General features: G+C 72.3%; 26 protein-coding genes. 10 read left to right on the plus strand and 16 right to left on the minus strand.

The annotated features are described in order from the left end of the window. Positions 1-52: 52 nt before the first annotated feature. Complete coding sequence (locus tag AB0I82_RS17990) at positions 53-985, minus strand: NYN domain-containing protein (RefSeq protein ID WP_363258202.1); 933 nt, start codon at positions 983-985, stop codon at positions 53-55. Between the two features lie 228 nt (positions 986-1213). Here AB0I82_RS17990 and AB0I82_RS17995 point away from each other — a divergent pair, with 228 nt between their 5' ends. Next, positions 1214-1372 (plus strand): hypothetical protein, encoded by a 159-nt coding sequence (locus tag AB0I82_RS17995; protein ID WP_169746159.1) that lies wholly within the window; start codon positions 1214-1216, stop codon positions 1370-1372. Positions 1373-1472: 100 nt separating this feature from the next. Here AB0I82_RS17995 and AB0I82_RS18000 read toward each other — a convergent pair whose 3' ends face one another. The 4 genes from AB0I82_RS18000 to AB0I82_RS18015 form a co-directional block, all read right to left on the minus strand. Then, complete coding sequence (locus tag AB0I82_RS18000; RefSeq protein WP_363258417.1) at positions 1473-2078, minus strand: MarC family protein; 606 nt, start codon at positions 2076-2078, stop codon at positions 1473-1475. A 126-nt stretch (positions 2079-2204) separates the two neighbouring features. Continuing rightward, entirely contained in the window at positions 2205-3080 is an 876-nt protein-coding gene (locus tag AB0I82_RS18005; RefSeq protein ID WP_363258203.1) for a PHP domain-containing protein, read from the minus strand. 156 nt (positions 3081-3236) lie between these two features. Next, positions 3237-3875, minus strand: a complete 639-nt coding sequence (locus AB0I82_RS18010; RefSeq protein ID WP_363258204.1) for a DUF6758 family protein — start codon at positions 3873-3875, stop codon at positions 3237-3239. A gap of 197 nt (positions 3876-4072) precedes the next feature. After that, on the minus strand, positions 4073-4711 hold the full coding sequence (locus tag AB0I82_RS18015) for a suppressor of fused domain protein (protein WP_363258205.1): 639 nt from the start codon (positions 4709-4711) through the stop codon (positions 4073-4075). A 478-nt stretch (positions 4712-5189) separates the two neighbouring features. On the opposite strand from AB0I82_RS18015, the gene AB0I82_RS18020 reads away from it, so the two are divergent. Both AB0I82_RS18020 and AB0I82_RS18025 read left to right on the plus strand, forming a co-directional pair. After that, entirely contained in the window at positions 5190-6314 is a 1125-nt protein-coding gene (locus AB0I82_RS18020) for a magnesium and cobalt transport protein CorA (RefSeq protein WP_363258206.1), read from the plus strand. Between the two features lie 84 nt (positions 6315-6398). Next, positions 6399-6947: a hypothetical protein gene (locus tag AB0I82_RS18025; RefSeq protein WP_363258207.1), complete on the plus strand. Its 549-nt coding sequence runs from the start codon at positions 6399-6401 to the stop codon at positions 6945-6947. A gap of 54 nt (positions 6948-7001) precedes the next feature. On the opposite strand, the gene AB0I82_RS18030 is transcribed toward AB0I82_RS18025, so the two are convergent. Beyond that, positions 7002-7709, minus strand: coding sequence for a hypothetical protein (locus AB0I82_RS18030; RefSeq protein WP_363258418.1), 708 nt, complete (start codon positions 7707-7709; stop codon positions 7002-7004). A 373-nt stretch (positions 7710-8082) separates the two neighbouring features. Here AB0I82_RS18030 and AB0I82_RS18035 point away from each other — a divergent pair, with 373 nt between their 5' ends. The 3 genes from AB0I82_RS18035 to AB0I82_RS18045 are packed head-to-tail and all read left to right on the plus strand — an operon-like array spanning position 8083 to position 11241. Continuing rightward, entirely contained in the window at positions 8083-9468 is a 1386-nt protein-coding gene (locus AB0I82_RS18035) for a CBS domain-containing protein (protein ID WP_363258208.1), read from the plus strand. Next, on the plus strand, positions 9458-10024 hold the full coding sequence (locus AB0I82_RS18040; RefSeq protein WP_363258209.1) for a DUF1003 domain-containing protein: 567 nt from the start codon (positions 9458-9460) through the stop codon (positions 10022-10024). Before AB0I82_RS18035 ends, AB0I82_RS18040 begins: the two co-directional genes overlap by 11 nt. A gap of 59 nt (positions 10025-10083) precedes the next feature. Continuing rightward, the gene (locus AB0I82_RS18045; protein ID WP_363258210.1) at positions 10084-11241 is read left to right on the plus strand and encodes an Mrp/NBP35 family ATP-binding protein; all 1158 of its coding nucleotides are present in this window, start codon (positions 10084-10086) and stop codon (positions 11239-11241) included. A 121-nt stretch (positions 11242-11362) separates the two neighbouring features. On the opposite strand, the gene AB0I82_RS18050 is transcribed toward AB0I82_RS18045, so the two are convergent. The 5 genes from AB0I82_RS18050 to sigE all read right to left on the minus strand — a co-directional run bounded on the left by AB0I82_RS18050 (position 11363) and on the right by sigE (position 16352). After that, positions 11363-12010: a hypothetical protein gene (locus AB0I82_RS18050; protein ID WP_363258211.1), complete on the minus strand. Its 648-nt coding sequence runs from the start codon at positions 12008-12010 to the stop codon at positions 11363-11365. 117 nt (positions 12011-12127) lie between these two features. Next, positions 12128-12598: a sec-independent translocase gene (locus tag AB0I82_RS18055; RefSeq protein ID WP_363258212.1), complete on the minus strand. Its 471-nt coding sequence runs from the start codon at positions 12596-12598 to the stop codon at positions 12128-12130. A 128-nt stretch (positions 12599-12726) separates the two neighbouring features. Further along, positions 12727-14274, minus strand: a complete 1548-nt coding sequence (locus AB0I82_RS18060) for a trypsin-like peptidase domain-containing protein (protein ID WP_363258213.1) — start codon at positions 14272-14274, stop codon at positions 12727-12729. A 171-nt stretch (positions 14275-14445) separates the two neighbouring features. Next, entirely contained in the window at positions 14446-15579 is a 1134-nt protein-coding gene (locus tag AB0I82_RS18065) for a zf-HC2 domain-containing protein (RefSeq protein WP_363258214.1), read from the minus strand. Then, positions 15576-16352, minus strand: a complete 777-nt coding sequence (sigE, locus tag AB0I82_RS18070) for an RNA polymerase sigma factor SigE (RefSeq protein ID WP_363258419.1) — start codon at positions 16350-16352, stop codon at positions 15576-15578. The genes AB0I82_RS18065 and sigE overlap by 4 nt, the downstream gene beginning before the upstream one ends. 153 nt (positions 16353-16505) lie before the next feature. On the opposite strand from sigE, the gene AB0I82_RS18075 reads away from it, so the two are divergent. Continuing rightward, entirely contained in the window at positions 16506-17189 is a 684-nt protein-coding gene (locus tag AB0I82_RS18075; protein WP_030264093.1) for an O-methyltransferase, read from the plus strand. A 230-nt stretch (positions 17190-17419) separates the two neighbouring features. On the opposite strand, the gene AB0I82_RS18080 is transcribed toward AB0I82_RS18075, so the two are convergent. After that, entirely contained in the window at positions 17420-17587 is a 168-nt protein-coding gene (locus AB0I82_RS18080; protein WP_103832883.1) for a DUF3117 domain-containing protein, read from the minus strand. A 329-nt stretch (positions 17588-17916) separates the two neighbouring features. Here AB0I82_RS18080 and AB0I82_RS18085 point away from each other — a divergent pair, with 329 nt between their 5' ends. Then, positions 17917-18717: an enoyl-CoA hydratase-related protein gene (locus tag AB0I82_RS18085; protein ID WP_363258215.1), complete on the plus strand. Its 801-nt coding sequence runs from the start codon at positions 17917-17919 to the stop codon at positions 18715-18717. 39 nt (positions 18718-18756) lie between these two features. On the opposite strand, the gene AB0I82_RS18090 is transcribed toward AB0I82_RS18085, so the two are convergent. Further along, complete coding sequence (locus AB0I82_RS18090; protein WP_363258216.1) at positions 18757-19368, minus strand: DNA-3-methyladenine glycosylase I; 612 nt, start codon at positions 19366-19368, stop codon at positions 18757-18759. Next, positions 19365-19799 carry a DivIVA domain-containing protein gene (locus AB0I82_RS18095; RefSeq protein WP_363258217.1) on the minus strand — a complete coding sequence of 145 codons (435 nt, stop codon included), beginning with the start codon at positions 19797-19799 and terminating at the stop codon, positions 19365-19367. The genes AB0I82_RS18090 and AB0I82_RS18095 overlap by 4 nt, the downstream gene beginning before the upstream one ends. Before the next feature lie 94 nt (positions 19800-19893). Between AB0I82_RS18095 and folP the strand changes: the two genes are divergently transcribed. Next, positions 19894-20754, plus strand: coding sequence for a dihydropteroate synthase (folP, locus tag AB0I82_RS18100; RefSeq protein WP_030264083.1), 861 nt, complete (start codon positions 19894-19896; stop codon positions 20752-20754). 79 nt (positions 20755-20833) lie between these two features. Here folP and AB0I82_RS18105 read toward each other — a convergent pair whose 3' ends face one another. Together AB0I82_RS18105 and dapE are read right to left on the minus strand one after the other, a co-directional pair. Continuing rightward, positions 20834-21613 carry a TIGR00730 family Rossman fold protein gene (locus tag AB0I82_RS18105; protein WP_363258218.1) on the minus strand — a complete coding sequence of 260 codons (780 nt, stop codon included), beginning with the start codon at positions 21611-21613 and terminating at the stop codon, positions 20834-20836. Between the two features lie 209 nt (positions 21614-21822). Continuing rightward, entirely contained in the window at positions 21823-22914 is a 1092-nt protein-coding gene (gene dapE, locus AB0I82_RS18110) for a succinyl-diaminopimelate desuccinylase (protein WP_363258219.1), read from the minus strand. Between the two features lie 134 nt (positions 22915-23048). On the opposite strand from dapE, the gene AB0I82_RS18115 reads away from it, so the two are divergent. Beyond that, positions 23049-23969 (plus strand): heavy metal transporter, encoded by a 921-nt coding sequence (locus AB0I82_RS18115; RefSeq protein ID WP_363258220.1) that lies wholly within the window; start codon positions 23049-23051, stop codon positions 23967-23969. Positions 23970-24213 lie beyond the last annotated feature (244 nt).

The raw sequence follows: 24213 nt of genomic DNA on the forward strand, positions 1-24213 counted from the left end.
GGCAGCGTTCGGGCCCCCGACCGCGCAGGGACTCCCCGGCCCGCGTACGGGCTCAGAACTGCGCCCGTACGTGCTCCCAGAAGCCGTCCCGCAGCACCCGCCGCAGGTCCGCGTACGGGCGCAGGGAGTGGCGCAGCAGGCCCTCGGCGGTGGTCAGCAGGTCCTGGTCGACGGCACCCGGGAGGTACGGGTGGCCGGGCAGCAGGTCGGCCGTCCAGTCCCGGCCGCGCGAGGCCAGCCACTGGGCGGCCACCTGCGCGCCGACGAAGCGGACGTCCTCGCGGCTGGGGGCCGGGCCGTCGTCGGCCGTACCCGCGGGGCCGCCGTCGTGGGGCGCGCGCTCGGTGACGTACGGCTTGCAGAACTCCAGGTCGAAGGTGCGCTGACTGTCGACCTCCCAGAGCAGCGGCTCGGCCTGATTGCGCCCGTCGCCGGCGTCGATGCCCCACAGGTGCACCCGCGCGCCGTACCCTTGCGCCGCCTCGACGGCGGAGACCAGGTCCTCGTCGCCGCCGATGAGCACCGCGTCGCTGATGGCGCGGTGCCGGGCGAGGGACTCCAGGTCGGAGCGGATCAGGGAATCGACACCCTTCTGCTGATTGTTGGCATTGAGGTTGCCGAGGCGGACCTTGACGTCGGGGAGCTCGGCGATGGACTGCTGCTCCAGGGTGTGGATGCGGCGCCGCGCGCCGTCGTACCAGTACACCCGCAGCAGCCGGCTGTCGGGGAAGACCGTGCGGGCCATCTCGATGAACGCGTCGATGATCCCCTCGGCATCGAGGTCGAAGGAGCGGCGGTCCTCCGTACCGGTGACCAGCCGGCCGGCCGCGGCGTAGAGGTAGCCGGCGTCGACGAAGACGGCGTGCGTCGAGGGAGTGGTGGCGACCTCGGCCAGGACGCGGTTGAGCAGCTCGTTGGTGCGCTCGATGCCCGCCACGACAGCGGTGAGGTCGGTGGGGCCCGGGGGCCGGAGGTCGTCGTTCATACCGGTCCGATTCTCCTGGCGCGGACGGGGGAGACACAACCGGCCGGGTGGCGTGCGACGACCGTACTTACTGGTGAGTAATTAGACTGGCGAAAATTTTCTTTAGCGTAGGGAATTATTGCTCAGGGCACGTCGTTGTCCCCTATGGCACGCCTGACACCGATGACAGGCACTCGTGCCGTTCGAGTAGTTCTCCTCAGGAGGATCAGACGAAGGGAGAAGCCCTTTATGCGCTTCGAGATCATGCACCTTGACGATGTCAACGGCACCGCCGTGGACAGCACCGTCGTGGACGCCGCCTCCGTCAACCGGATCGTGCAGCAGGCCGCCGCAATCGGCCAGCGCATCTACATCCGCCCCGCCGATTCCGCGGCGGCCGCTTCGTAACGCGGCCCCCGGCTCACCGGCCCGCCGGACCACCGGCCCGCCGACAGCTGCGCCCCCGTACGGACGATCCGTACGGGGGCGGCGTGTTTCATGAGGCCTCTCAGCTGCCGCTGACCACTTGGGTCACACCGTTGATGATCTGCTGGACGGCCAGCGCGGAGAGCATCATGCCGGCCAGCCGGGTCACGAGTACCACCCCGCCGTCCTTGATCACTCGGATGATCACCAGTGAGAAGCGCATCACCAGCCACAGCACCACATGGATCGCCGCGATCGCCGCCCAGACCGAGACCTGCCCGGTGAGCCCCTGCGCGTGCTGCACGGCGAGGATCACCGACACGATCGCGCCGGGCCCGGCCAGCAGCGGCATGCCCAGCGGTACGAGCGCCACGTTGACGTCCTTGGTCTGCGTCGGCTCCTCCGACTTCCCCGTCAGCAGGTCGAGCGCGATCAGCAGGAGCAGCAGCCCGCCCGCGATCATCAGCGCGGGCGTGGAGATGTGCAGGTAGGCCAGGATCTGCCGGCCGCAGAGGCCGAAGACGGCGATGACGCCGAACGCGACGGCCGCCGCCTGCCAGGCCATCCGGCGCTGCACCTTGGCCGGGCGGCCGGAGGTCAGGGCGAGGAAGATCGGGGTGATTCCAGGGGGGTCCATAATCACGAAAAGCGTGAGAAAGAGGGATCCGAAGACAGCGAGGTCGAGCACGGTGATGGCCTTGCGGTGGTACGGGAGCACGCGCGCGTCACGGCGCGCGTGCAGGGGAAAGGGGCGGCGCGGAGCGCCGGAGAGGCCCGGAAGGGGCGGGAAAGGTGTGCGGCCGGGCGGCCCGGATCAGCCGCCGGCGCCCGGGACGGGGAACGCGCCGGTCGCGCGGCGCACGATCTCCCCGTAGATCTCGGGGTCGGTGGTGTACTCGCCGAGCCGGCAGGTCTTGCGGCTGCCGTGGTAGTCGCTGGAGCCGGTGGTGAGCACGCCGAGGTCGGCGGCGATGCCGCGCAGCCGCTCGCGGGTCGGCGCGTCGTGGTCCATGTGGTCGACCTCGATGCCGTCCAGCCCGGCGGCGGCCAGCTCGGCTATCGCGCTCTCGGGAACGCACACGCCGCGCTTGAGGGCCAGCGGGTGCGCGAAGACGGTGACCCCGCCCGCGGCCTTGACCAGCCGGACCGCCTCGAAGGGGTCCAGTTCGTGCTTCTCGACGTACGCCCGTCCGTCGTTGGCCAGCCACTCGGGGGTGAAGGCGTCCGAGACGGTGGGCACAACGCCCAGCTCGACCATGGCGGTGGCGATGTGCGGCCGGCCGACGGCGCCGTCCCCGGCGATCCGCTCGACCTGCTCCCAGGTCACCGGCACGCCGAGCTCCTGCAGCTTGGCCACCATGCCGCGGGCGCGCGGCACCCGGTCGTCCCGTACGAGCTCCCGCTCACGGGCGAGCTCCGGCTCCTCGGGGTCGAAGAGGTAGGCCAGCATGTGCAGGCTGATGCCGTCGCCGCTGCCGTCGCGCGCGGGCAGCCGGCAGGACAGCTCGGCGCCGGTCACGAGCGTGAGCCCGGGCGGCAGCGCGGCCTTGGCCGCGGCGTGTCCGCCGACGGTGTCGTGGTCGGTGAGCGCGACGACGTCCAGACCGGCGTCGGCGGCGTTGCGTACCAGTTCGGCGGGGGTGTCCGTGCCGTCGGACGCGGTGGAGTGGGTGTGCAGGTCGATACGCACGACGCGGACTCCAGACACGGGCGGGACGGCGGACCGGGCAACGGCCGGACAGGGCGCCGGACAACAGGGGACGCCCAAAGGATAACCGGCGGCCCGGCGATCACCCGCGACACCGCTGGGCTCCGATTTCGAGGGCGCAGGCTCAGCGGCGCAGGCTCAGGACAGGATGCGCGGGGAGAGCGCCCCGCAGGGCAGCAGGTCGACCTCGGCGCCCGCGTCCCGCAGGTCGGTCAGGACCAGCTCGTCGTACAGCAGCAGCCCCGACTGCTCGGGCCAGACGACCGCCCACAGCCACAGCCCGCGCGCCTCGCCCGCGAAGACCGCCCGGTCCTCGGGGACGCCCTCGACGTGCCAGAGCGGGGTCGGCCGGCCGGCGGCCAGCACCTTGGCGTGCGGCGACCGGTCCACCTTCATGTGCGGGCCCGGGTCCGGGCCGTCGATGCCCGCATAGCGCGCGCCGAGGCCGACGCCCAGCTCCTCGGCGATCAGCACCAGCTCGCCCGGCCCGCCCAGCGGTCCGGGCCCCGAGCAGGCCACCGCCGTGGCCCGGCCGCCGCTGCGGTCGTCCCCGGCGCAGGCCACACCGGTGAACAGCCAGCCCACCGGCAGCGGCCACGGCATCCATACGGGAACGCGCGCACGGTTCACCACCACGGCCAGCGCTTCGACGCTCGGCGGCACGACCGGCTGGAGCGGGTGCACTGTGCCGTGCACGTCGCACTGCCAGGAGTCGGCAAAGAGACCGGGCGCCCGCACCCGGCCACCGCACTTCGGGCAACTGGGTTCGCCCCTCATAACGCTCAACGGTCCTCCAGGGCCGCCCGCGCGTCAAGGACGATCACCCGTCCGGGCCGCCCGGCACGCCGCGGCCCCCGTCGCCGCACGGTCAGCAACGGGGGCCGGTCACCTTCAGGCCAATAAGCCACTCGGTTCACGCCATCTTCATACGGTGACGTTTCGATCTCTCTGCGTTGGCCCATGGCCCCGCCGCTTCAGTCCAGCGGTACGCCGCTCCGCAACGGGTCCCGCAGGTCGGTGCCGTGCTGCAGCCAGCGCTCCTCCAGGGCCGCCGCGCCGTGCACCCGCTTCCAGGCCGCCTCGTTCGGGGTCATCGGGAGCAGCGGCAGGAAGCGCACCGGGTCCATCGGGTCGTCGAGCTCCAGGTCCTCGACCAGTCCCCCGCCCTCGGTGACCAGCACCGAGGTGAAGGGGGCGCCCGGCCACAGCGGCTCGCCCACGTCCAGGGACGCGCCCGGGGCCACGATGACGCCCTCGACCTGCGGGGACGCGGCCAGTACGGCGAGCGACCTGAGCACCTTGTCGGTGTCGGCGCGGCCGTTCCGGACCGTGAGGACCAGCTCCGCACGAGGACCGCGCAGGGGGTCGGCGAGTACGACAGACAGGGGCGCCGCGGAGCGGCTCGTTGAGGGGTGGTGGTCGGGCGAGGGGCTGGCCGGATCGGTCATCGGGTTCGCCGACATGCCGAGGGTGACGTATCGCACCAGCTCGCCGTCGGCGTAGCGCAGTACTTCGATGCGGTCCGTACCGAGGAACGTCACCGCGGCGCGCGCGTCCGGCTTGCCCAGGGCCATCAGCAGCCGGGCCTCGACCAGCTCAAGAACGTCAGACATGCGGCGAGCATAGGCCCGCCCTGACGCCCGGTATGGAACAGGCAAAGCGGCGGTGGAGCGGGGCCGTAATGGTTCAGTCGGCTGATAGCCTTGCCATCTGGTCAGCGAAAGACGTCGTCCCCCAGCAGGGACCGGCCGGAGGAGGTGGGACTGGCATGGATCCTAGTCGACCGTGCAGTACCGGCAGTTCTCCCGTCCTCCCGCTGATGATGCGACTCTCCTGATTCCGAGAGCTTCCGTACCCCGCCGCGTCGCGGCGAAACACGTGAAGACCCTTCGCACCCGCAGCTTTTGACGGAAGAACGCCTGCACCTCGGTTCTCCCTGTTCTTTCCGCACTGCGAACTGCCGTCAGCACCACCGCACGGAGCGCCGCCCGCTTTGCGGACGTACGGCCGACGATGCCGCGTACGTCCACGTTCCGGGTTGCGCTACGCCCCGCGCCCACGGCTGACGGCCGGCCCGTGAAGGAGCCCGCCATGTCGATGATCCGCGACCTGCGCGCCGCCGTCCGCCCCTCCCGGCGTCGCGGCGACTCTTACGAGTACGAGACCACCCGCGCCGCCACGACCAACAGCGCCATCGTCGACTGCGGTGTCTACCGCGACGGTCGCCGCGTCAGCGGCCACGTCAGCCCCAGCGAGGCGATCGCCGACGTCCACGAGAACGGCGGCTTCACCTGGATCGGCCTGCACGAGCCGAACGAGCGCGAGTTCGCCGGTATCGCCAAGGAGTTCGGGCTGCACCCGCTGGCCGTCGAGGACGCCGTCCACGCCCACCAGCGGCCCAAGCTGGAGCGGTACGACGACACGCTCTTCACCGTCTTCAAGACGATCCACTACGTCGAGCACGCCGAGCTCACCGCCACCAGCGAGGTCGTGGAGACCGGCGAGGTGATGTGCTTCACCGGGCGGGACTTCATCGTGACCGTCCGGCACGGCGGCCAGGGCTCGCTGCGCGCGCTGCGGCACCGCCTCCAGGACGACCCCGAGCTGCTCGCCAAGGGCCCCTCGGCGGTCCTGCACGCCATCGCCGACCAGGTCGTGGACGGCTACATCGCGGTCGCCGACGCGGTGCAGGACGACATCGACGAGGTGGAGATCGACGTCTTCAGCTCCGGCACGAACGGCAAGGCGCAGGGCCGGGGCGGCAGCGCGTCCAAGGGCGACGCCGGGCGGATCTACCAGCTCAAGCGCGAGGTACTGGAGTTCAAGCGGGCCGTCTCGCCGCTGCTGCGGCCGATGCAGCAGCTGAGCGAGCGGCCGATGCGGCTGGTCGACTCCGACATCCAGAAGTACTTCCGGGACGTCGCCGACCACCTGGCGCGCGTCAACGAGCAGGTGATCGGCTTCGACGACCTGCTGAACTCCATCCTGCAGGCCAACCTGGCGCAGGCGACGGTGGCGCAGAACGAGGACATGCGCAAGATCACATCGTGGGCGGCGATCTTCGCCGTGCCGACGATGATCGCCGGGATCTACGGCATGAACTTCAAGTACATGCCCGAGCTGCAGTGGAAGTACGGCTACCCGGCGGTGCTGATCGTCACGGTCGCCATCTGCTTCGGCATCCACCGCGGCTTCAAGCGCAACGGCTGGCTGTAGCGGGCGGGGGCGCGCACAGCGGCACGAGCGCTCGGCGCGGGGCGGCAGCAGGGTCCCCGCACGGGCCTGGCTAAGGTTGCGGGCATGACGGAGACCGTGCCTCAGCCGCTGCTCGACCAGGCCCTCATCGAGGAGGCCACCAAGAAGTCCGGCCTCATCTGGGTCCAGGGGACCGCGGGCCCGGCCCGCGCGCTGTGGCACGTCTGGCACGACGGTGCCGCGTGCCTGGTCGGCGACGGCCCCCTGGAGCAGCCGCTCGCGGACCTCGGCCTCACCGATGGGGGCACCGCCACCGTCACCGTCCGCAGCAAGGACAAGGGCGGCCGGCTGGTCGCCTGGACGGCCCGGGTCACCGAGGCCGCGCCGCACAGCGAGCCCTGGGAGGCCGCCGTCGGCGAGCTGAAGGGCAAGCGGCTGAACGCGCCGGACGCGGACACCATGCCGGAGCGCTGGGCCCGTGAGTGCCGGGTGCTGCGGCTGGCCCCGCTCACCGGGGACGGGGCGCCCACGGCCCGTACAGAGTTCGGTGCGGACACGCAGGCGGCCCGCCCGCTGCCGACCGACGCCACGACCCGCGAGCCGATCCCCGCGGCGCTGCCGAAGCTGCTGCGCCGGAAGAAGCGGCGCGGCTGAGCGACGCCCCCGGAAGCGGCCGGGCGCCGCTCCCGTAATGCCGGCGCGGCCGGGTCAGTTCCCGCTGCCGAGGCTCTCCCCGTAGTCCACGACCTTGTCGTCGTCCGGGCGCTCCAGCTCGATGTGCTCGCCCCAGTCCTCGAACGTGACCACGCCCGCGCCGCCGGCCCGCTGCAGGCGCAGCGGGTAGGGCTCGCCCTCCAGGGAGACGTCCAGCGTGCCCCCGTTGCCCCGCGCGGCCGCGAGGCGGATCGTGCGGGTCCCGTCCAGGCTGCCGTGCGCGCCGCGGGAGAGGCCGCCGTGCAGCGTGAGCAGCGTATCCAGCAGCGGGTCCTTCTCGGTGAAGCCGCTGAACTGCTTGTAGGTGCGGTCCTCGTAGGGCACCTTCACGTACTTGCCGTCCAGCTTGGCGGCGGCCGCGGTGTCGCTCTTGCTCGGCGAGGAGCCCTTCTGGTGCGCCCAGAAGTCGGTGTCGGCCTTCACCCACAGCGACCGGTCGATGCGCAGCAGGGAGAAGGTGGTGTCCTTCGTGCTGACCGTGCCCTTGCCGCCGTTCTGGGCCAGCTGCATGTCCAGTTCGTACGTGCTGCGGCCGCTGACGAGCTTGCCGGAGACGTGCACGCTCCCCGCGCCGTCGGCGGCGGCCAGCGTCTTCTTCCGGATCTTGGCGGGGGTCAGCTTCCCGACGCCGTTGGTGCCCGCGTCCGGGTCCTCCTCCGCGCCGCCACAGGCCGCCAGCGCAAGGGCCAGGCCCGCGCACACCGCCGCGGCGGCGGTCGCCCGGCCCGCGCGGCGGCGGGCGGTGCGGGACCGGCGGCTCGTTCCTGGCGAACCTGGCGAAATAGCGGTCACGGCTGCCTGCCTCCTGGTGCACTGGGTCGGTCGCGGTGGCCTCGACGGCGTACGGCAGCGTACCGGTGCCCCGCACACCTTCCGACGCGGAGGGCCGGGGCGGGGAGGGGACAGCCGTACGGTGGTGCCTGTCGGGGCACCCGCCCGGGGAGCGCGTTAGCCTGAAGTCCGGCCGAAGCGCGATTTCAGCCGTTTTATCGGGAGTCGGGCGGCCCCGGTCCGCCGGGAGCCGGAGGTCCCCGGTCCGCCGGGAGCCGGAGGAGAAGGAGCGGAGGCGCGCGGCATGGCGGTGGTCACCCCCCGGGTGTTCGTCTCGCACCTCTCCGGCATCGCCGTCTTCGACCCCAACGGCGACCAGGTCGGCCGGGTACGGGACCTGGTGGCCATGCTGCGCGTGGGCGGCCGGCCGCCGCGGCTGCTGGGACTGGTCGTCGAGGTGATCAGCCGGCGCCGGATCTTCCTGCCGATGACGCGGGTGACGGGCGTGGAGTCCGGCCAGGTGATCACGACCGGCGTGGTCAACATGCGGCGCTTCGAGCAGCGCGCCTCCGAGACCCTCGTCCTCGGCGAGCTGCTGGACCGCCGGGTGCGCATCGTGGAGACCGGCGAAGAGGTCACCGTCCTGGACATCGGCATCACCCAGCTGCCGGCCCGCCGCGACTGGGAGATCGACAAGGTCTTCGTACGGAAGGGGAAGGGCGGGACGCTCAGGCGCCGCGGAGAAACGTTGACCCTGGAGTGGTCGCAGGTCACCGGGTTCTCTCTGGAGGAGCACGGGCAGGGCGCGGAGAGCCTGCTCGCCACCTTCGAGCAGCTGCACCCCGCCGACCTGGCGAGCGTCCTGCACCACCTCAACCCGAAGCGGCGCGCCGAGGTCGCCGCCGCGCTGGACGACGACCGGCTCGCCGACGTCCTGGAGGAGCTGCCGGAGGACGACCAGGTCGAGATCCTCGGCAAGCTGCAGGACGAGCGGGCCGCCGACGTCCTGGAGGCGATGGACCCCGACGACGCCGCCGACCTGCTCTCCGAGCTCCCCGAGGACGAGAAGGAGCGGCTGCTGACGCTGATGAAGCCGAGCGACGCGGCCGACGTGCGGCGGCTGATGTCGTACGAGGAGCGGACCGCGGGCGGCCTGATGACCACCGAGCCGATCGTGCTCAGCCCGGACGCCACGGTCGCCGACGCGCTCGCCCGGGTACGCGACCCCGACCTCTCCCCCGCGCTCGCCGCCCAGGTGTACGTCTGCCGGCCGCCGGACCAGACGCCGACCGGCAAGTACCTCGGCGTGGTGCACTTCCAGCGGCTGCTGCGCGACCCGCCCTTCACCCTCGTCGGCGCGATCGTGGAGAGCGATCTGCCGCCGCTGCCGCCGGACACCCCGCTGCCCGCCGTGACCAGTTACCTCGCCACGTACAACATGGTCGCCGCGCCGGTGGTGGACGAGAGCGGGTCGCTGCTGGGCGCGGTGACGGTCGACGACGTACTGGACCATCTGCTGCCCGAGGACTGGCGCGAGACGGATCTGCACGGCGCGCCCGGGGTGGACCCCGGCGCGCGCATGGCCGAGGGTGGCGACGAGCGCGCGGAGGAGCGCGTGAACGGGCACTCGGGCGGTGCTCAGGGCAGCAGCGCCGCAGGGGCGGCCGGTGGGGGTGCACATGGGCGTTGAGGAGCGTGAGAGCGCGAAGGAGCGGGCGCGGGCCGCGGCGGTGTCCGGGGAGCGTGCGCGGGTGCGGCTGGACATGCCACGCGCGCCCACCCGCCGACTGCTGCCGGAGTACGACCCCGAGGCATTCGGGCGGCTCTCGGAGCGGATCGCGCGCTTCCTGGGCACGGGCCGGTTCCTCGTCTGGATGACCGTCACGATCATCGTGTGGGTGACGTGGAACGTGTCCGCGCCGCCGCCACTGCGCTTCGACGAGTACCCGTTCATCTTCCTGACCCTGGCGCTGTCCCTGCAGGCGTCGTACGCGGCCCCGCTCATCCTGCTCGCGCAGAACCGCCAGGACGACCGCGATCGCGTCAACCTCGAACAGGACCGCAAGCAGAACGAGCGCTCCATCGCGGACACGGAGTATCTGGCGCGGGAGATCGCGGCGCTGCGGCTGGGCCTGGGCGAGGTCGCCACCCGCGACTGGATCCGCTCCGAGTTCGAGGCGCTGATCAAGGAACTGGAGGAGCGGCGGGGCGGGGACGAGCCACTGGGCCGCCGCCACCGGGAGTGACGCACACGATGTGTGCGGCCCTTTCCGGAGGCCACCTACTGAGCCGTACCATGCAGTACATGGCTACCGACACGCCCACGACGGCCGCTCCGAGCGAGGACGCGATCCGCGATGCGCTCGCGACGGTGAACGACCCCGAGATCCACCGCCCCATCACCGAGCTGGGGATGGTCAAATCGGTGGACATCGCGGCCGACGGCGCGGTGTCGGTCGTGGTCTACCTCACCGTCTCCGGCTGCCCGATGCGCGAGACGATCACCAACAATGTGCGCGACGCGGTCGCGAAGGTCGAGGGCGTAACGAGCGTCGCCGTCGAGCTGGACGTGATGAGCGACGAGCAGCGCAAGGAGCTGGCCACCGCGCTGCGCGGCGGCACCGCCGAGCGCGAGGTCCCCTTCGCCCAGCCCGGCTCGCTGACCCGGGTCTACGCGGTCGCCTCCGGCAAGGGCGGCGTCGGCAAGTCCTCGGTGACGGTGAACCTCGCGGCGGCGATGGCGGCCGACGGCCTGAAGGTCGGCGTCGTGGACGCGGACATCTACGGCCACTCCGTGCCGCGCATGCTGGGAGCCGAGGGCCGCCCCACCCAGGTCGAGAACATGATCATGCCGCCGGCCGCGAACGGCGTGAAGGTCATCTCGATCGGCATGTTCACCCCGGGCAACGCCCCGGTCGTCTGGCGCGGTCCCATGCTCCACCGCGCGCTCCAGCAGTTCCTCGCGGACGTGTACTGGGGCGACCTGGACGTCCTGCTGCTCGACCTGCCCCCGGGCACCGGCGACATCGCGATCTCCGTGGCTCAGCTGGTGCCGAACGCCGAGATCCTCGTCGTGACGACCCCGCAGCAGGCCGCCGCCGAGGTCGCCGAGCGGGCCGGCTCCATCGCCGTACAGACCCACCAGAAGATCGTCGGCGTGGTCGAGAACATGGCGGGCCTGGAGCTGCCGACCGGCGAGATCGTCGACGTGTTCGGCACGGGCGGCGGCGAGCGGGTCGCCGAGGGCCTCACGAAGACGACCGGTACGCAGGTACCGGTGCTCGGCTCGATCCCGATCGACGTACGGCTGCGCGAGGGCGGCGACGAGGGCCGGCCGGTCGTGCTCACCGACCCGGACTCCGGCGCGGGCGCGGCGATCCGCGCGATCGCCGGCAAGCTGGGCGGCCGTCAGCGCGGCCTGTCGGGCATGTCGCTGGGGATCACCCCGCGCAACAAGTTCTGAGCGGTACCGGGGCGATTCCCGGGCCGTACAAGGGGCGGGCCGCCGAGCGGTCCGCCCCTTCCTCGTACGTACCGAGCCGTGCGGGCCCCGGCGGGCGCTCAGCCCTCGTACTCGGCGGCGCTCAGCCCTCGTACGCCTTGATGTCCTTGACGACCGCGAAGCCCAGGCCGTAGGCGCTCATGCCGCGCCCGTACGCGCCGATGTGCGCGCCGTCCGGGCCGTCGCCCGCCGAGCCCGCGAGCACCCAGCCGTACTCCGACTCGCGGTAGTGGAACGGCGTCGGCACGCCGTCCACCGGGAGCGTCAGCTCGCTCCACGCCTCGCCGGTCAGGTCGTCCGCCAGCTCCCACGCGAGCATGGTCTGCTGGTCCAGCCAGTCCTGCCGCAGCGCCCGCTCCATCTGCACCGGCCAGGTGCAGTTCAGCAGGCCCGAGCCGGCCAGCCAGGCGGCCGAGGAGACCGAGGTGGCTTCCAGGACGCCGGTGCCGTCCGCGCTGCGCCGTACGGGGCGGCAGGGGACGGTGACGACGACGGTGAAGCGGTCGGCGTCCGGCACGGTCTCCACCCGAATGGTGGGCTCCTCGCCGTGCGCGAGCGAGCCGTGCTCGACCGTGCCTTGGGGGGTGACGCCGGCGTGCATCAGCCGGCGCGGGCCCGTGAACGCCTCGTCCAGGCCGTACCACGGGAAATCGGCCATCAGATAGCCGTCGACCTTCTCCCCGGTGTCAACGGACACCGGGTGTGCGCCGGCCGGACTCTTCGTCTCCATCTGCGCGGAGCCTCCTCGTTGCCCTGCGTCGTGGGCGGCCCGCCCCCCTCAGGCGACCTCACCCCGGACACCGGGAGCATAGCCATACGCGTCAACACAGCCGGACATACGGACGTATCAGGTGGCGTCGGCGTCGAAAGGCGGACGGTCCTGGGCGGCGGGGGTCTCGCGCTTGGTGAGCCGGTCGGACGTGCCGTTTCCGGCGGCCGGGGCGTCCTTGGTGAGGCTGTGGCGGACGCCACCACCGGCGTCGCCGTTACCCCGGACGGCCTCCGTGACCTCGGCCATCTCCTGCTTCACATCGAAGCCGTTGCGGATGTCCTGGAGGTCCTTGAGGCCGTACTCGTCCTTCTCCATGACGTGCTTGCGAACGAAGTTCTTCGGGTTCAGGTCCTCGAACTCGAAGTCCTTGAACTCGGGGCCCAGCTCGGAGCGGATGTCGTCCTTGGCGCTGTCGGAGAACTGCCGCACCTTTCGGATGAATCCGGTCACGTCCTGGATCACCTTCGGCAGCTTGTCCGGGCCGAAGATCAGTACCGCGAGGATCACGAGCGCGACCATTTCGAGGGGTCCTATGTCGAAGAACACCTGGCAGCTCCTTGATCCGTCCGCGGCCCATCCTGACGGCCTTCCGGCCAGGCCGACTATCACGGTACCTGTCCGCAGTCGTCCAGCGGGAGTCACCCGCCCCAACACCGTGCAAACGATCGAGACAGTCAGCTCTGGTCGGTGGACGAGCCGAGGGTGATTTCGACCGTGCGCGGACGGCCGTCGCGCTCGACCGTGAGCTTCAGCCGGTCCCCGGGGCGGTGGCTGCGGATCTTGACGATCAGCTCCTCGCCGCTGTGTACGGGACCGCCGTCCACCTCCGTGATCAGGTCGCCCGCCTTGATGCCGGCCCGGGCGCCCGGCCCGCCGGGCGTGACCGCCGCGCCGCCGCCCCGGCCCTTCGCGCTGACCCGGGCGCCGTCCCCCGAGTACCCCATGTCCAGCATCACGCCGATCACCGGATGCGTCGCCCGGCCGTTGTTGATCAGCTCTTCGGCGACGCGTTTGCCCTGGTTGATCGGTATGGCGAAGCCCAGCCCTATGCTGCCGCCCTGCTCGGCGCCGAGGGTGTCGCCGCTGCCGGCCGCGCGGATGGCGCTGTTGATGCCGATCACGTGTGCCCGGCCGTCGACCAGCGGCCCGCCGGAGTTGCCCGGGTTGATCGGCGCGTCCGTCTGCAGCGCGTCGACGTAGCTGACGTCGCCGCCGGCCCCGCCCTCGCCGCCCGCGGTGATGGGGCGCTGCTTGGCGCTGATGATGCCGGCGGTGACGGTGTTGGCCAGGTCGAAGGGCGCGCCTATCGCCACGACGGGGTCGCCGACGCGCACATCGTCGGAGTTCCCGAGGGTGAGCGGCTTGAGGTCGCTCACGCCGTCGACCTTGACGACGGCGAGGTCATAGCCGCTGTCCCGGCCCACGACCCGGCCGGTGGCGGTGGAGCCGCCGCTGAACGTGACCGAGATCTCGCCGTCCGCGCCGCCCGCCTCGACGACGTGGTTGTTCGTCAGGAGATGGCCGCGGCGGTCCAGTACGAAGCCGGTGCCGGTGCCTTCCTCGCCGCCGCCGCGCACATGCAGCGTGACGACGCCGGGCAGCGCGGTCCGCGCGATGCCCGCCACGCTGTCCGGGGCGCGGCCGGTCTGCTCGCCGGAGACCTGCGGCAGCCGGACGTCACCGACGCCGCCGTCGCGCTCGATGTACGCGCCGACGACACCGCCCACGCCGCCCGCCACCAGCGCGAGCACGACGGCGCCCGCGACGATCCGCCCGCGCCCGTGCTTCCGCGGCACCTCCGCGCCCCCCGGCGTCGGCGTGCCCGCAGCGGACGGCGCGGCCCAGGGGTCGTACCGCTCCCAGGGACCGCCGGCTTCGGAGTGCGGGGCGGGGGCCGGGGAAGCGGGCGCTGTGGGGGCGGGCGGCTGTGGAGCGGCCGGTGCCGGCGGGGGCGGGAGCGGGGTCGGGACCGTGGTGCCCCGGGGCGGTGTCGGTACCGGGCGCTGCACCGGCGGCGCCGGGGCCCACGGTCCGGGACCGCCGTACGGCGGCGTGCCGTACGGGTCCTCGGGATGCAGCGGCCGCGACGCGATCGTTTCGCCGGCCGTCGCCGGGGGCTGCGCCCCGGTTTCCGACGGCGGCGGCGACGCTTCGGCCTCCCGGCCGGCGCCCGCGTCGGAACGGTCCTCGTGGTGGGGCCCGGAGGCCGTGCCCTCGTTCATGTTCTCCCCACAGTTCGCCCGCGTGCGGGGCCGCGCGCCCCCCTGGGCGTGCTCATGGCGCGATATGCGGCCCTCCGGCGATTCAACCAGGTTCGCGGCCGACGCGCGCAGGGCCCGGTGGCCGACGGGCCCTTGATGAGGGCGCAGGCGTGCGCGCCGCCTGACGTGATGTCAGGGTGCCGCCGAGGCACTCCGGGTCAGCAGCGGTCGCTTCGGCTCCAGCGGGGGCAGCGGCGCTGCCGGATACGACGTGGCCGGTGCGGCCGGGGAAGCGAGCGCCGAGGGCAGCGGGCCGCCGCCGGACGGGCCCGCCGAGTCCTCCGTACCGCCACCGGCACCGGTCCCCGCGCCGGGGAGCCCGTGCGTGGCGCCCACCGATGTCCCCGCGACGGCTCCCGCGTCCGTGCCGGGTCCGGAGGCCGTACGGGCCCCGGACGGGCCGGGGGCTATCAGGGGGCTCAGGTGCGAGCTGCCGCCGTCGGCCAAAGGAGACGCGTAGCTGACCGGGAGGGAGGCCGCCGCGGGGTAGAACTCCGCCGACGCCGCGGCCGGCGTGGCCCGGCCCTGCAAGACGCCGAGCAGCGCGTCCCGGTCCCCGGGCGCACGCGCGGCGCCCGGCCGCTCGCGCCCCACGGCACTGCTCGCGTCCGCCGAGGAGGCCGTCAGCGGGCTGCTCGCCCCTTCGCCGCGCCCCGAAGCCGTGTCGACCGCCGCCTCCAGCGGCAGCGCGCCGCTGAGCGCGAAGGCCGCCAGGGAGACCGCGCCCGCCGCGGCGAACGCGAACCGCCGCCGGGGCGAGCCCACGGGGGCCGCACCGGCGCCCGCGCCCGCGGCGGCCGGCCGCGCACCGGCGCGCCCGTGCACCGGGAAGCCGCGCTCGGCCCGCTGCGGGAAGCCCCGCTCGGCCCGCTCCTGGAGCAGGCCCGGGACCGCGTGCGCGCCCGAAGGTGCGTACGTGAAGGACATGCCGCCGCGGCCGAAGCCGCCACCGTCCAGGCCGCCCCGGCCGAACGCACCGCGCCCGAGGCCGCCCTCACCGAGCCGGGCCGCGGGCGCGCCGGGATCACCCCCGGGCAGCCCCTGGAGCCGGGCCAGCAGCCCGTCGGAGGGCCCGGGCGGCGCCATTCCGGCGAAGACGTTCTTCAGTTCCCGCTGGGCGTCCGCCTCGGCCTTGCACTTCCCGCACGTGGCGAGGTGCGCGAGCACCCGCTCACGCTGATCGTGCCCCAACTCCCCGTCGACCAGAGCCGCGAGGCGGTCGCCGAGATGCTGCTCAGCGGGGGACTGACCGCCGCTACCGCTCACGCGATCCCGACCTCCCCTGTCGTCAGGGGCGCGAACGCGCGCTGCTGCTCACGCTCCCGCTCCTCGGCGCGCGCCGCCGGGGAGCGGTGCTTGAGCGCCTTGCGCAGGTGGGAGCGGCCGCGGTGGATACGGCTGCGGACCGTGCCGAGCTTCACGCCGAGGGTCGCGGCGATCTCCTCGTACGACAGGCCCTCGATGTCGCACAGGACGACGGCGGCGCGGAACTCGGGCGCGAGGGTGTCCAGCGCCTGCTGCACGTCGGCGTCGAAGTGGGTGTCGTTGAACTGCTGCTGCGGGCCGGCCTCGCGGCTGGGCAGCCGCTCGGCGGCGTCCTCGCCGAGCGCGTCGAAGCGGATCCGCTGCCGGCGGCGGACCATGTCCAGGAAGAGGTTGGTCGTGATGCGGTGCAGCCAGCCCTCGAACGTGCCGGGGGTGTACGTCGAGAGCGAACGGAAGACGCGGACGAAGACCTCCTGGGTGAGGTCCTCGGCGTCGTGCTGGTTTCCCGTCAGGCGATAGGCGAGGCGGTACACACGAGCACTGTGGGTGCTGACGATCTCCTCCCAGCTGGGCGGAGTCCACGCCTGCGATTCCGCATCGGCGGCAAAGGTCGCGGTGGGTGCGGAGTCGTTCGGGCGGGCATGGTCAGCATTGTTGGTCACGGATTTCGGCTCGCCGGCCGACCTTCGAAAACGCCTCAGCGTTCTCCGGTCACCCGCCGCAGCCGCACCTCCCCTGGTGGCTCTGGTGGTGTCCAGTAGAGCCCCTACCATATCCACCTCACCCGTTAGCTCCGGATAAGCAGTTTTGACCTGCATTTGGTCCGGCTTGTGGTTCTCTTCCGACTTCACCCGCGCCTCCCCCCTGTCCCTCTTCAACGCCCAGTCCCATCTGCGAGTTCCCGCACTCAGCGGATACAGTCACGGTTGCGTCAACTACGGGGACAGGAGAGGGCCATTACCGGCAACCGGCAGACGAGCTTGGCATTCGCCGAGGCATACGGCGCCGGGACCATCGACGACACGGCCGACGCCGCCCTGCACTGGTCCCGCGACCGGGCCCGGGAAGCCGGCATCCGTACGGTCTCGACCGGCACCGGATCGGCCCTCAGCCTGCTCGCCGCGACCGCGGACGCCAAGGCCGTCGCGGAGATCGGCACCGGCACCGGCGTCTCCGGGATCTACCTCCTGCACGGCATGCGCCCCGACGGCGTGCTGACCACCGTCGACCTGGAGCCGGAGCGGCAGCAGTTCGCCCGGCAGGCGTTCCGCGCCGCCGGCTTCGCCGGCAACCGCGCCCGCTTCATCCCCGGCGGCGCCCTGGAGGTCCTGCCGCGGCTCGCCGACGGCGGTTATGACCTGGTCTTCTGCGACGGCGACCGGATGGAGTACGCCGAGTACCTCGCTGAATCGTTGCGCCTGCTGCGCCCCGGCGGGGTGGTCTGTTTCGAGGGCGTCTTCGCCGACGGCCGGACCGTCGACTCCGGCGAGCAGCCTGCGGAAATACAGCGGCTGCGGGAGCTGCTGCGGTCCATCCGCGAGAGCGTGCACCTGGTGCCGTCGCTGCTGCCGGTGGGCGACGGCCTGCTGTGCGCGGTCAAGCGCGGCTGAGGGTACGCGCGGCGGGGCCCCCGCGCAGCGGGTGAGTAAGGGTGCGTAGGGTGCCCGGGGCGAGAACGCGTACGCCGGGACCGATTCCCCGTACGTCCACACATGTACGCACGGACGCGTATCTCCGGGTCCGGCCGCTACGCCGGGGGTACGACACGGCCCCGGGGCCGGGCGCGTATCGCGTACGCGCCGCCCACCGGGGCCGGACATTCAGTGAGGCTCCGCCTGCGTCAGACGCTGACCTTGTCGAGAGCCTCTCCGAGAGCCTTGGCTTCGTCCGGAGTCAGCTCGACGACGAGCCGACCGCCGCCTTCGAGCGGAACGCGCATGACGATGCCCCGCCCCTCCTTGGTCACCTCGAGCGGGCCGTCGCCCGTCCGCGGCTTCATGGCCGCCATGCTCGTTCCCCTTCCTGAAACCAGCTCATCGTCAGCCGACGGCCCTCTGGAGAGGGGCACGCGTCACCGGCATCGAACACATTGCTTCCATGTCATTATCCCGCATCGCAGGACCCGATGACCAACATCAGCGGGCATCCCTTCGGCAACGTACATTCGCAAAACCACTCAATTCGGGGAGTCACCTGCGATACTGCGCCACCTGCCACTACGGGGCGCGCTGTCTTTCTTTGATGTACGTCACACCACAGCGCCGTTGATCTCCGGCATTCTGATCGCCGGGCTGTACTTGTTCCCGCAGTCCGAGCCGCGACGGAGGGGATCCCACCATGGCCGACACCGTGCTCTACGACGTCACCGACGGCGTTGCCACGATCACGCTCAACCGCCCCGATGCGATGAACGCGCTCGACACGGAGACCAAGGTCGCCCTCCGTGACGCCGCGCGCGAGGCCGCCGCCGACCCCGCCGTCCGCGCCGTGCTGCTGACCGCGACGGGCCGCGCCTTCTGCGTCGGGCAGGACCTCAAGGAGCACATCGGCTCCCTGGAGAAGGACCGCGCGAGCGGCGAGGGCTCGACGATGAGCACCGTGCGCGAGCACTACAACCCCATCGTCGAGGCGCTCACCGGCATGGCGAAGCCGGTGGTCGCGGCGGTGAACGGGGTCGCGGCCGGGGCCGGCGCGGGCTTCGCGATGGCCGCCGACTACCGGCTCGTCGCCGACACCGCCTCCTTCAACACCTCCTTCGCGGGCGTCGCACTGACCGCCGACTCCGGCATGTCCTGGACGCTGCCGCGGCTGATCGGCCACGGCCGCGCCGCCGATCTGCTGCTCTTCCCGCGCAGCGTCAGCGCCCAGGAGGCGTACGAGCTGGGCATCGCGAACAAGGTCGTGCCGGCGGCGGAGCTGGCCTCGGAGGCCCGCGCGCTCGCGCTGCGGCTGGCGCAGGGGCCGACCGCCGCGTACGCCGCGATCAAGGAGTCGCTGGCGTACGGCACCGACCACTCGCTGGCGGAGTCGCTCGCCAAGGAGGACGAGCTGCAGACGCGGGCCGGCGCCTCGGAGGACCACGTGATCGCGGTGGAGGCGTTCGTGAAGAAGGAGAAGCCGAAGTTCGTCGGGCGGTGACGCGCGCGGCGCGGGGCCTTGCGGGCCCCGCGCGGGTGCCTACGCCGCCGTCTGCGCCGCCTCCGTCTCCTCGCGTACGTGGCAGTCGGCCAGGTGGTCGTTGACCAGCCCGCACGCCTGCATCATCGCGTACGCCGTCGTCGGGCCGACGAAGCGGAAGCCGCGCTTCTTGAGGTCCTTGGCGAGCGCGGTCGACTCGGGGGTGACCGGCGGGACGTCAGCGGCGCTGCGGGGCGCCGGACGGGCCGCGCGGTCCGGGGCGTACGACCAGATCAGGGCGTCCAGCTCGCCGGGCGCCAGCTGCGCGGCGACCCGGGCGTTGGCGAGCGTGGCGGAGATCTTGAGGCGGTTGCGGATGATGCCCGGGTCGGCGAGCAGCCGCTCGGCATCCGCCTCCGTGAACCGCGCGACCTCGGCGATCCGGAAGCCCGCGAAGGCGGCGCGGAAGCCCTCGCGGCGGCGCAGGATCGTGATCCAGGACAGGCCCGACTGGAACGCCTCCAGGGACATCCGCTCGAACAGCGCGTCGTCCCCGTGCACCGGGCGGCCCCACTCGGTGTCGTGGTACGTGCGGTAGTCCGCCATCGACTCGGCCGCCATGCCCCAGGGGCAGCGCGGCACGCCGTCCGGCTCGGTCAGGACGCCGCTCATGCGCTCGCACCCCCCTCGGGGGTCTCGCGCGGGTCGGACGGGTCCTGTATCTCGTCCGGTTTCCGCAGGTCGGTGCCCTCCCCCGGCACCGCCGGGCGCGCGTCCGTCACCGGGCCCCGCTCGCCCATCGCCGCCGCGTGCGCCCCCGCCAGGGCCGCCTCCAGCTCGGCGATCCGGGCGTCCCGCTCGGCCAGCTCGGCGCCGAGGCGGTCCAGTACGTCGTCCACGTCCGTCATGCGGTACCCGCGCAGCGCGGGCGGCAGCCGGACCTCCTCCACGTCGGCCCGGGTGCAGGGGCGGTCGGCGGGCAGCGGATCGTGCAGCCGCTCGGGCTCGGCCTCCCGCAGCGCGCCGCCGTCACCGCCACCGATCACGGCGAGCGTGACCACGGCGACCACCGCGACCAACGCGATGAGCAAGAACCAGAACACGACCATCTCCCCACGCTCTCCGTCGTCCATTGATCGTGCCATGTGCCTCTGACAGTTAGGGTCACTGGCGGACGACCATGAGGGAGTAGGGAAAATGCTGCGGCTGGGGAATCGCGAGTTCGGCGCGCACGAGCCGGTGATCATGGCGATCGTGAACCGTACGCCGGACTCCTTCTACGACCAGGGCGCCACGTTCCGGGACGAGCCGGCGCTCGCCCGCGTGGAGCAGGCGGTCGCGGAGGGCGCGGCGATCATCGACATCGGCGGGGTCAAGGCCGGCCCGGGCGAGGAGGTCACCGCCGAGGAGGAGGCGCGGCGCACGGTCGGCTTCGTGGCCGAGGTCCGCAAGCGCCACCCCGACGTGGTGATCAGCGTGGACACCTGGCGGCACGAGGTCGGCGAGGCGGTCTGCGAGGCCGGCGCCGACCTGCTCAACGACGCATGGGGCGGCGTGGACCCGAAGCTCGCCGAGGTCGCGGCACGGTACGGCGCGGGCCTGGTGTGCACGCACGCGGGCGGCGTCGAACCGCGCACCCGGCCGCACCGGACCACGTACAAGGACGTGATGGCCGACATCCTGGACGTCACCCTCGGGCTCGCGGAGCGCGCCGTGGAGCTGGGCGTACGGCGCGACGGAATCATGATCGACCCGGGGCACGACTTCGGGAAGAACACCCGGCACAGCCTGGAGGCCACCCGCCGGCTCGGCGAGATGACGGACACCGGATGGCCGGTGCTGGTCTCCCTGTCCAACAAGGACTTCGTCGGCGAGACGCTGGACAAGCCGGTCAAGGAGCGGGTGCTGGGCACTCTGGCCACGACCGCGGTCTCGGCGTGGCTGGGCGCCCAGGTCTACCGCGTCCACGAGGTCGCCGAGACCCGGGAGGTACTGGACATGGTCGCCTCCATCGCGGGCCACCGGGCCCCGGCGGCGACCCGCCGCGGACTGGCCTGAGACGCCCGAGGCAACTGAGACGGGCCGCGGCCCCCGGAGGACCGGGGGCCGCGCCGTGCTCACCGGGAAGGACCCGGGCTCACCGGGAGGGCCCCGGCCCCACTTCCTTCGTGACCAGCGCGACCGCCTCGTCCACGTCGTCGCTGAGGTGGAAGAGATCCAGGTCCCGCAGGGACGCCTTGCCCTGGTCGATGAGGGTGTTGCGCAGCCAGTCCACCAGGCCGCTCCAGTACTCCGTGCCGAAGAGCACGATGGGGAAGCGCGTGACCTTACGGGTCTGCACGAGGGTGAGCGCTTCGAAGAGCTCGTCCAGCGTGCCGAGGCCGCCGGGCAGCACCACGAAGCCGCGCGCGTACTTCACGAAGCAGGTCTTGCGCACGAAGAAGTACCGGAAGTCCACGCCGAGGTTCACGTACTCGTTCATGCCCTGCTCGAAGGGCAGCTCGATGCCGAGCCCCACGGACGTGCCGCCGGCCTCGTTCGCTCCCTTGTTGGCGGCCTCCATGGCACCGGGACCACCGCCGGTGATCACCGAGAAGCCGGCCTCGACGAGCGCCCGGCCCAGGCCGACGCCCGCTTCGTACTCGGGCGAGTTCCGCGGCGTGCGGGCCGAGCCGAAGACGCTGATCGCCGGGCCCAGTTCGGCGAGCGCGCCGAAGCCCTCGACGAACTCCGACTGGATGCGCATCACGCGCCAGGGGTCGGTGTGCACCCACTCGGAGGGGCCTTCGGAATCCAGCAGCCGCTGATCGGTGGTTCCGGGACGCACCTGGTCGCGGCGGCGCAGTACCGGGCCGAGCCGCTGCTGATCGCGCTCGGCTGCCAGGGTCTCGCGCTCGGCTGCCTCAGGATCGGCCATGGTGTGCTCCCTCCGCAGGGTCTCCCGCCTGCGGCGGAAGACAGATCGTTACCGGTAAAGCGTATGTGCACAAAGGTGACGAGCGGCGGAATTCGGTCTGACGGTGGCCCCGGACGCCGCGCAGCGCTCCGGTGAACCTCTACCCGCGCAGACCACCCGAGATCACCGGAACCCCGGTCACCACATTCCCGTGCCCACCGGGCCCCGGTTCAGCCCTCCAGCCAGGCCCGCAGCCGCTCCTCGCACCGGATCACGTCGGCGGCGACGACATGCTCGTCGCGCTTGTGGGCCAGCAGGGCGTTCCCCGGGCCGTAGTTGACCGCCGGGACGCCGAGCGCGGAGAAGCGGGAGACGTCCGTCCAGCCGAACTTGGGCATCGGGGTGCCGCCGACCGCCTCGATGAACGCCTTGGCGGCGGGGTGCGAGAGGCCGGGCAGCGCCGCGGTCGAGTGGTCGTCGACGGTCCACTCGACGATGTCGCAGTCCGCGAAGACCTCGCGCACGTGGGCGAGCGCCTCCTCGCCGCTGCGGTCGGGCGCGTAACGGAAGTTGACCGTGACCGTGCACGCGTCCGGGATGACGTTGCCCGCGACGCCGCCCTCGATACGGACGGCGTTCAGGCCCTCGCGGTACTCCAGGCCGTCGATGACGGCACGGCGCGGCTCGTACGAGGCCAGCCGCTCCAGGATGGGCGCGGCCGCGTGGATGGCGTTGGAGCCCATCCAGGAGCGCGCGGAGTGGGCCCGCTCGCCCTCGGTGCGCAGCAGGACGCGCAGGGTGCCCTGGCAACCGCCCTCGACCTGGTTGCTCGACGGCTCCAGCAGGACCGCGAAGTCGCCCGCCAGCCAGTCCGGGTGCTGCTCGGCGATCCGCTTCAGGCCGTTGTACTCGGCGGCGATCTCCTCGGCCTCGTAGAAGACGAAGGTGAGGTCGCGGTTGGGCGCGGGAACCGTGGCGGCGACGCGCAGCTGGACGGCGACGCCGGACTTCATGTCGGAGGTGCCGCAGCCCCACAGGACGCCGTTCTCGTCCAACCGGGAGGGGACGTTGTCCGCGATCGGCACGGTGTCGAGGTGGCCGGCGAGCACGACCCGCTCGGCGCGGCCGAGGTTCGTGCGCGCCACGATGGTGTCGCCGTCGCGGTCGACGGTCAGGTGCGGGAGCGCGCGCAGAGCGGTCTCGACGGCGTCCGCGAGGACTTTCTCGTCCCGGCTGACGGACGGGACGTCCACCAGCGCCGCGGTCAGCTGGGCGGCGTCGAGCGACAGGTCGAGTACGGGGGTCTGCGCGGGGCGTTCCATGGTCCCGACCCTACCCGTCGAGGGTTGCGGCACTGTTGCGCGCCGCCGCCCGGCCGGCGCGGACCGCAGCGCCCCCGCGTGCGTTCCCGGAGGTCCCCAGGGGGCCGCCAGGAAGCTCCAGTACCGTATGGCGCGTGCTTCGCCGTCCCCAGCGTGCTCCCGTCCGTCGCAAGCGCCTCATACGCGTCTTCGTGGCCTTTGCCGTGCTCCTCGCGCTCGCGGCGTACCTCGCCGTGCAGTACGTGACCGGCGGCCCCGGTGTACCGCGCTGCACGGTGCAGCCCGAGGGCGGCGGCGAGCCGTACGAGCTCTCCCCGGAGCAGGCGGCGAACGCCGCGACGATCTCCGCGGTGGGCGCCTCGCGCGGGCTCTCGGAGCGCGCGGTGACGATCGCGCTCGCGACGGCCATGCAGGAGTCGGGGCTGCGCAACATCGAATACGGGGACCGCGACTCGCTCGGCCTCTTCCAGCAGCGGCCCTCCCAGGACTGGGGCACGGCCGAGGAGATCATGGACCCGGTCTACGCGGCCGGGGAGTTCTACAAGCACCTGGTGCAGGTCCCCGGGTACTCCCGGCTGCCGCTCACGGTCGCGGCCCAGAAGGTGCAGCGCAGCGGGTATCCGCAGGCGTACGCCAAGCACGAGGCGAACGCGGCGCTGCTGACCGGCGCGCTGACCGGGCGCGTGCCCGCGGCGCTGAGCTGCGCGGAGAGCCGGCCCGCCGAGGACGCGCCGGGCGGCACGACGCAGGTGCGCGAGAAGCTGGTGCGGGAGTTCGGGCCCGAGGTGCTGCCGCGGACCGTCACGGCCGACCGGGCGGTGGCCGGCCGGACGCTCACGGTGCCGGTGACGGACGGCGCGGGCACGTCGACGCGGCAGCGCGGCTGGCAGCTGGCGGCCTGGGCGGTGGCGCACGCGTCCGAGTTGCGCATCGAACGCATCTCTTACGGTGCTCACCGGTGGACCGCGGCGGATTCCGGGAATGGCTGGCAGAAGGTGTCCGGCGATTCCGGCGGCACGGCATCGACAGATGTTCGGATCACCACCGCGCAGTAGTCCGGGTATTCCCTCGACAGTGGGAATGGCGTCAATCCAGAACGACAATTCCCGGCACTTTCCTCACTCCCGCCACTGACCCGTAACTTCCTTGGCGCAGCAGAGGCGTGACGTTCTTGCACCTCAGCCGGACGTACGAATTTCGCCCACTTTCATCCGAAGCAGATAATGCGACGCGTTACCAATTCTTTACCGGGGCGCACCGCAACCTTCGGGGCTCTGGCGCGGTATTCACTGCGTCCGC

The sequence above is a fragment of the Streptomyces sp. NPDC050315 genome (genome assembly GCF_040655775.1).
Lineage (GTDB): Bacteria > Actinomycetota > Actinomycetes > Streptomycetales > Streptomycetaceae > Streptomyces.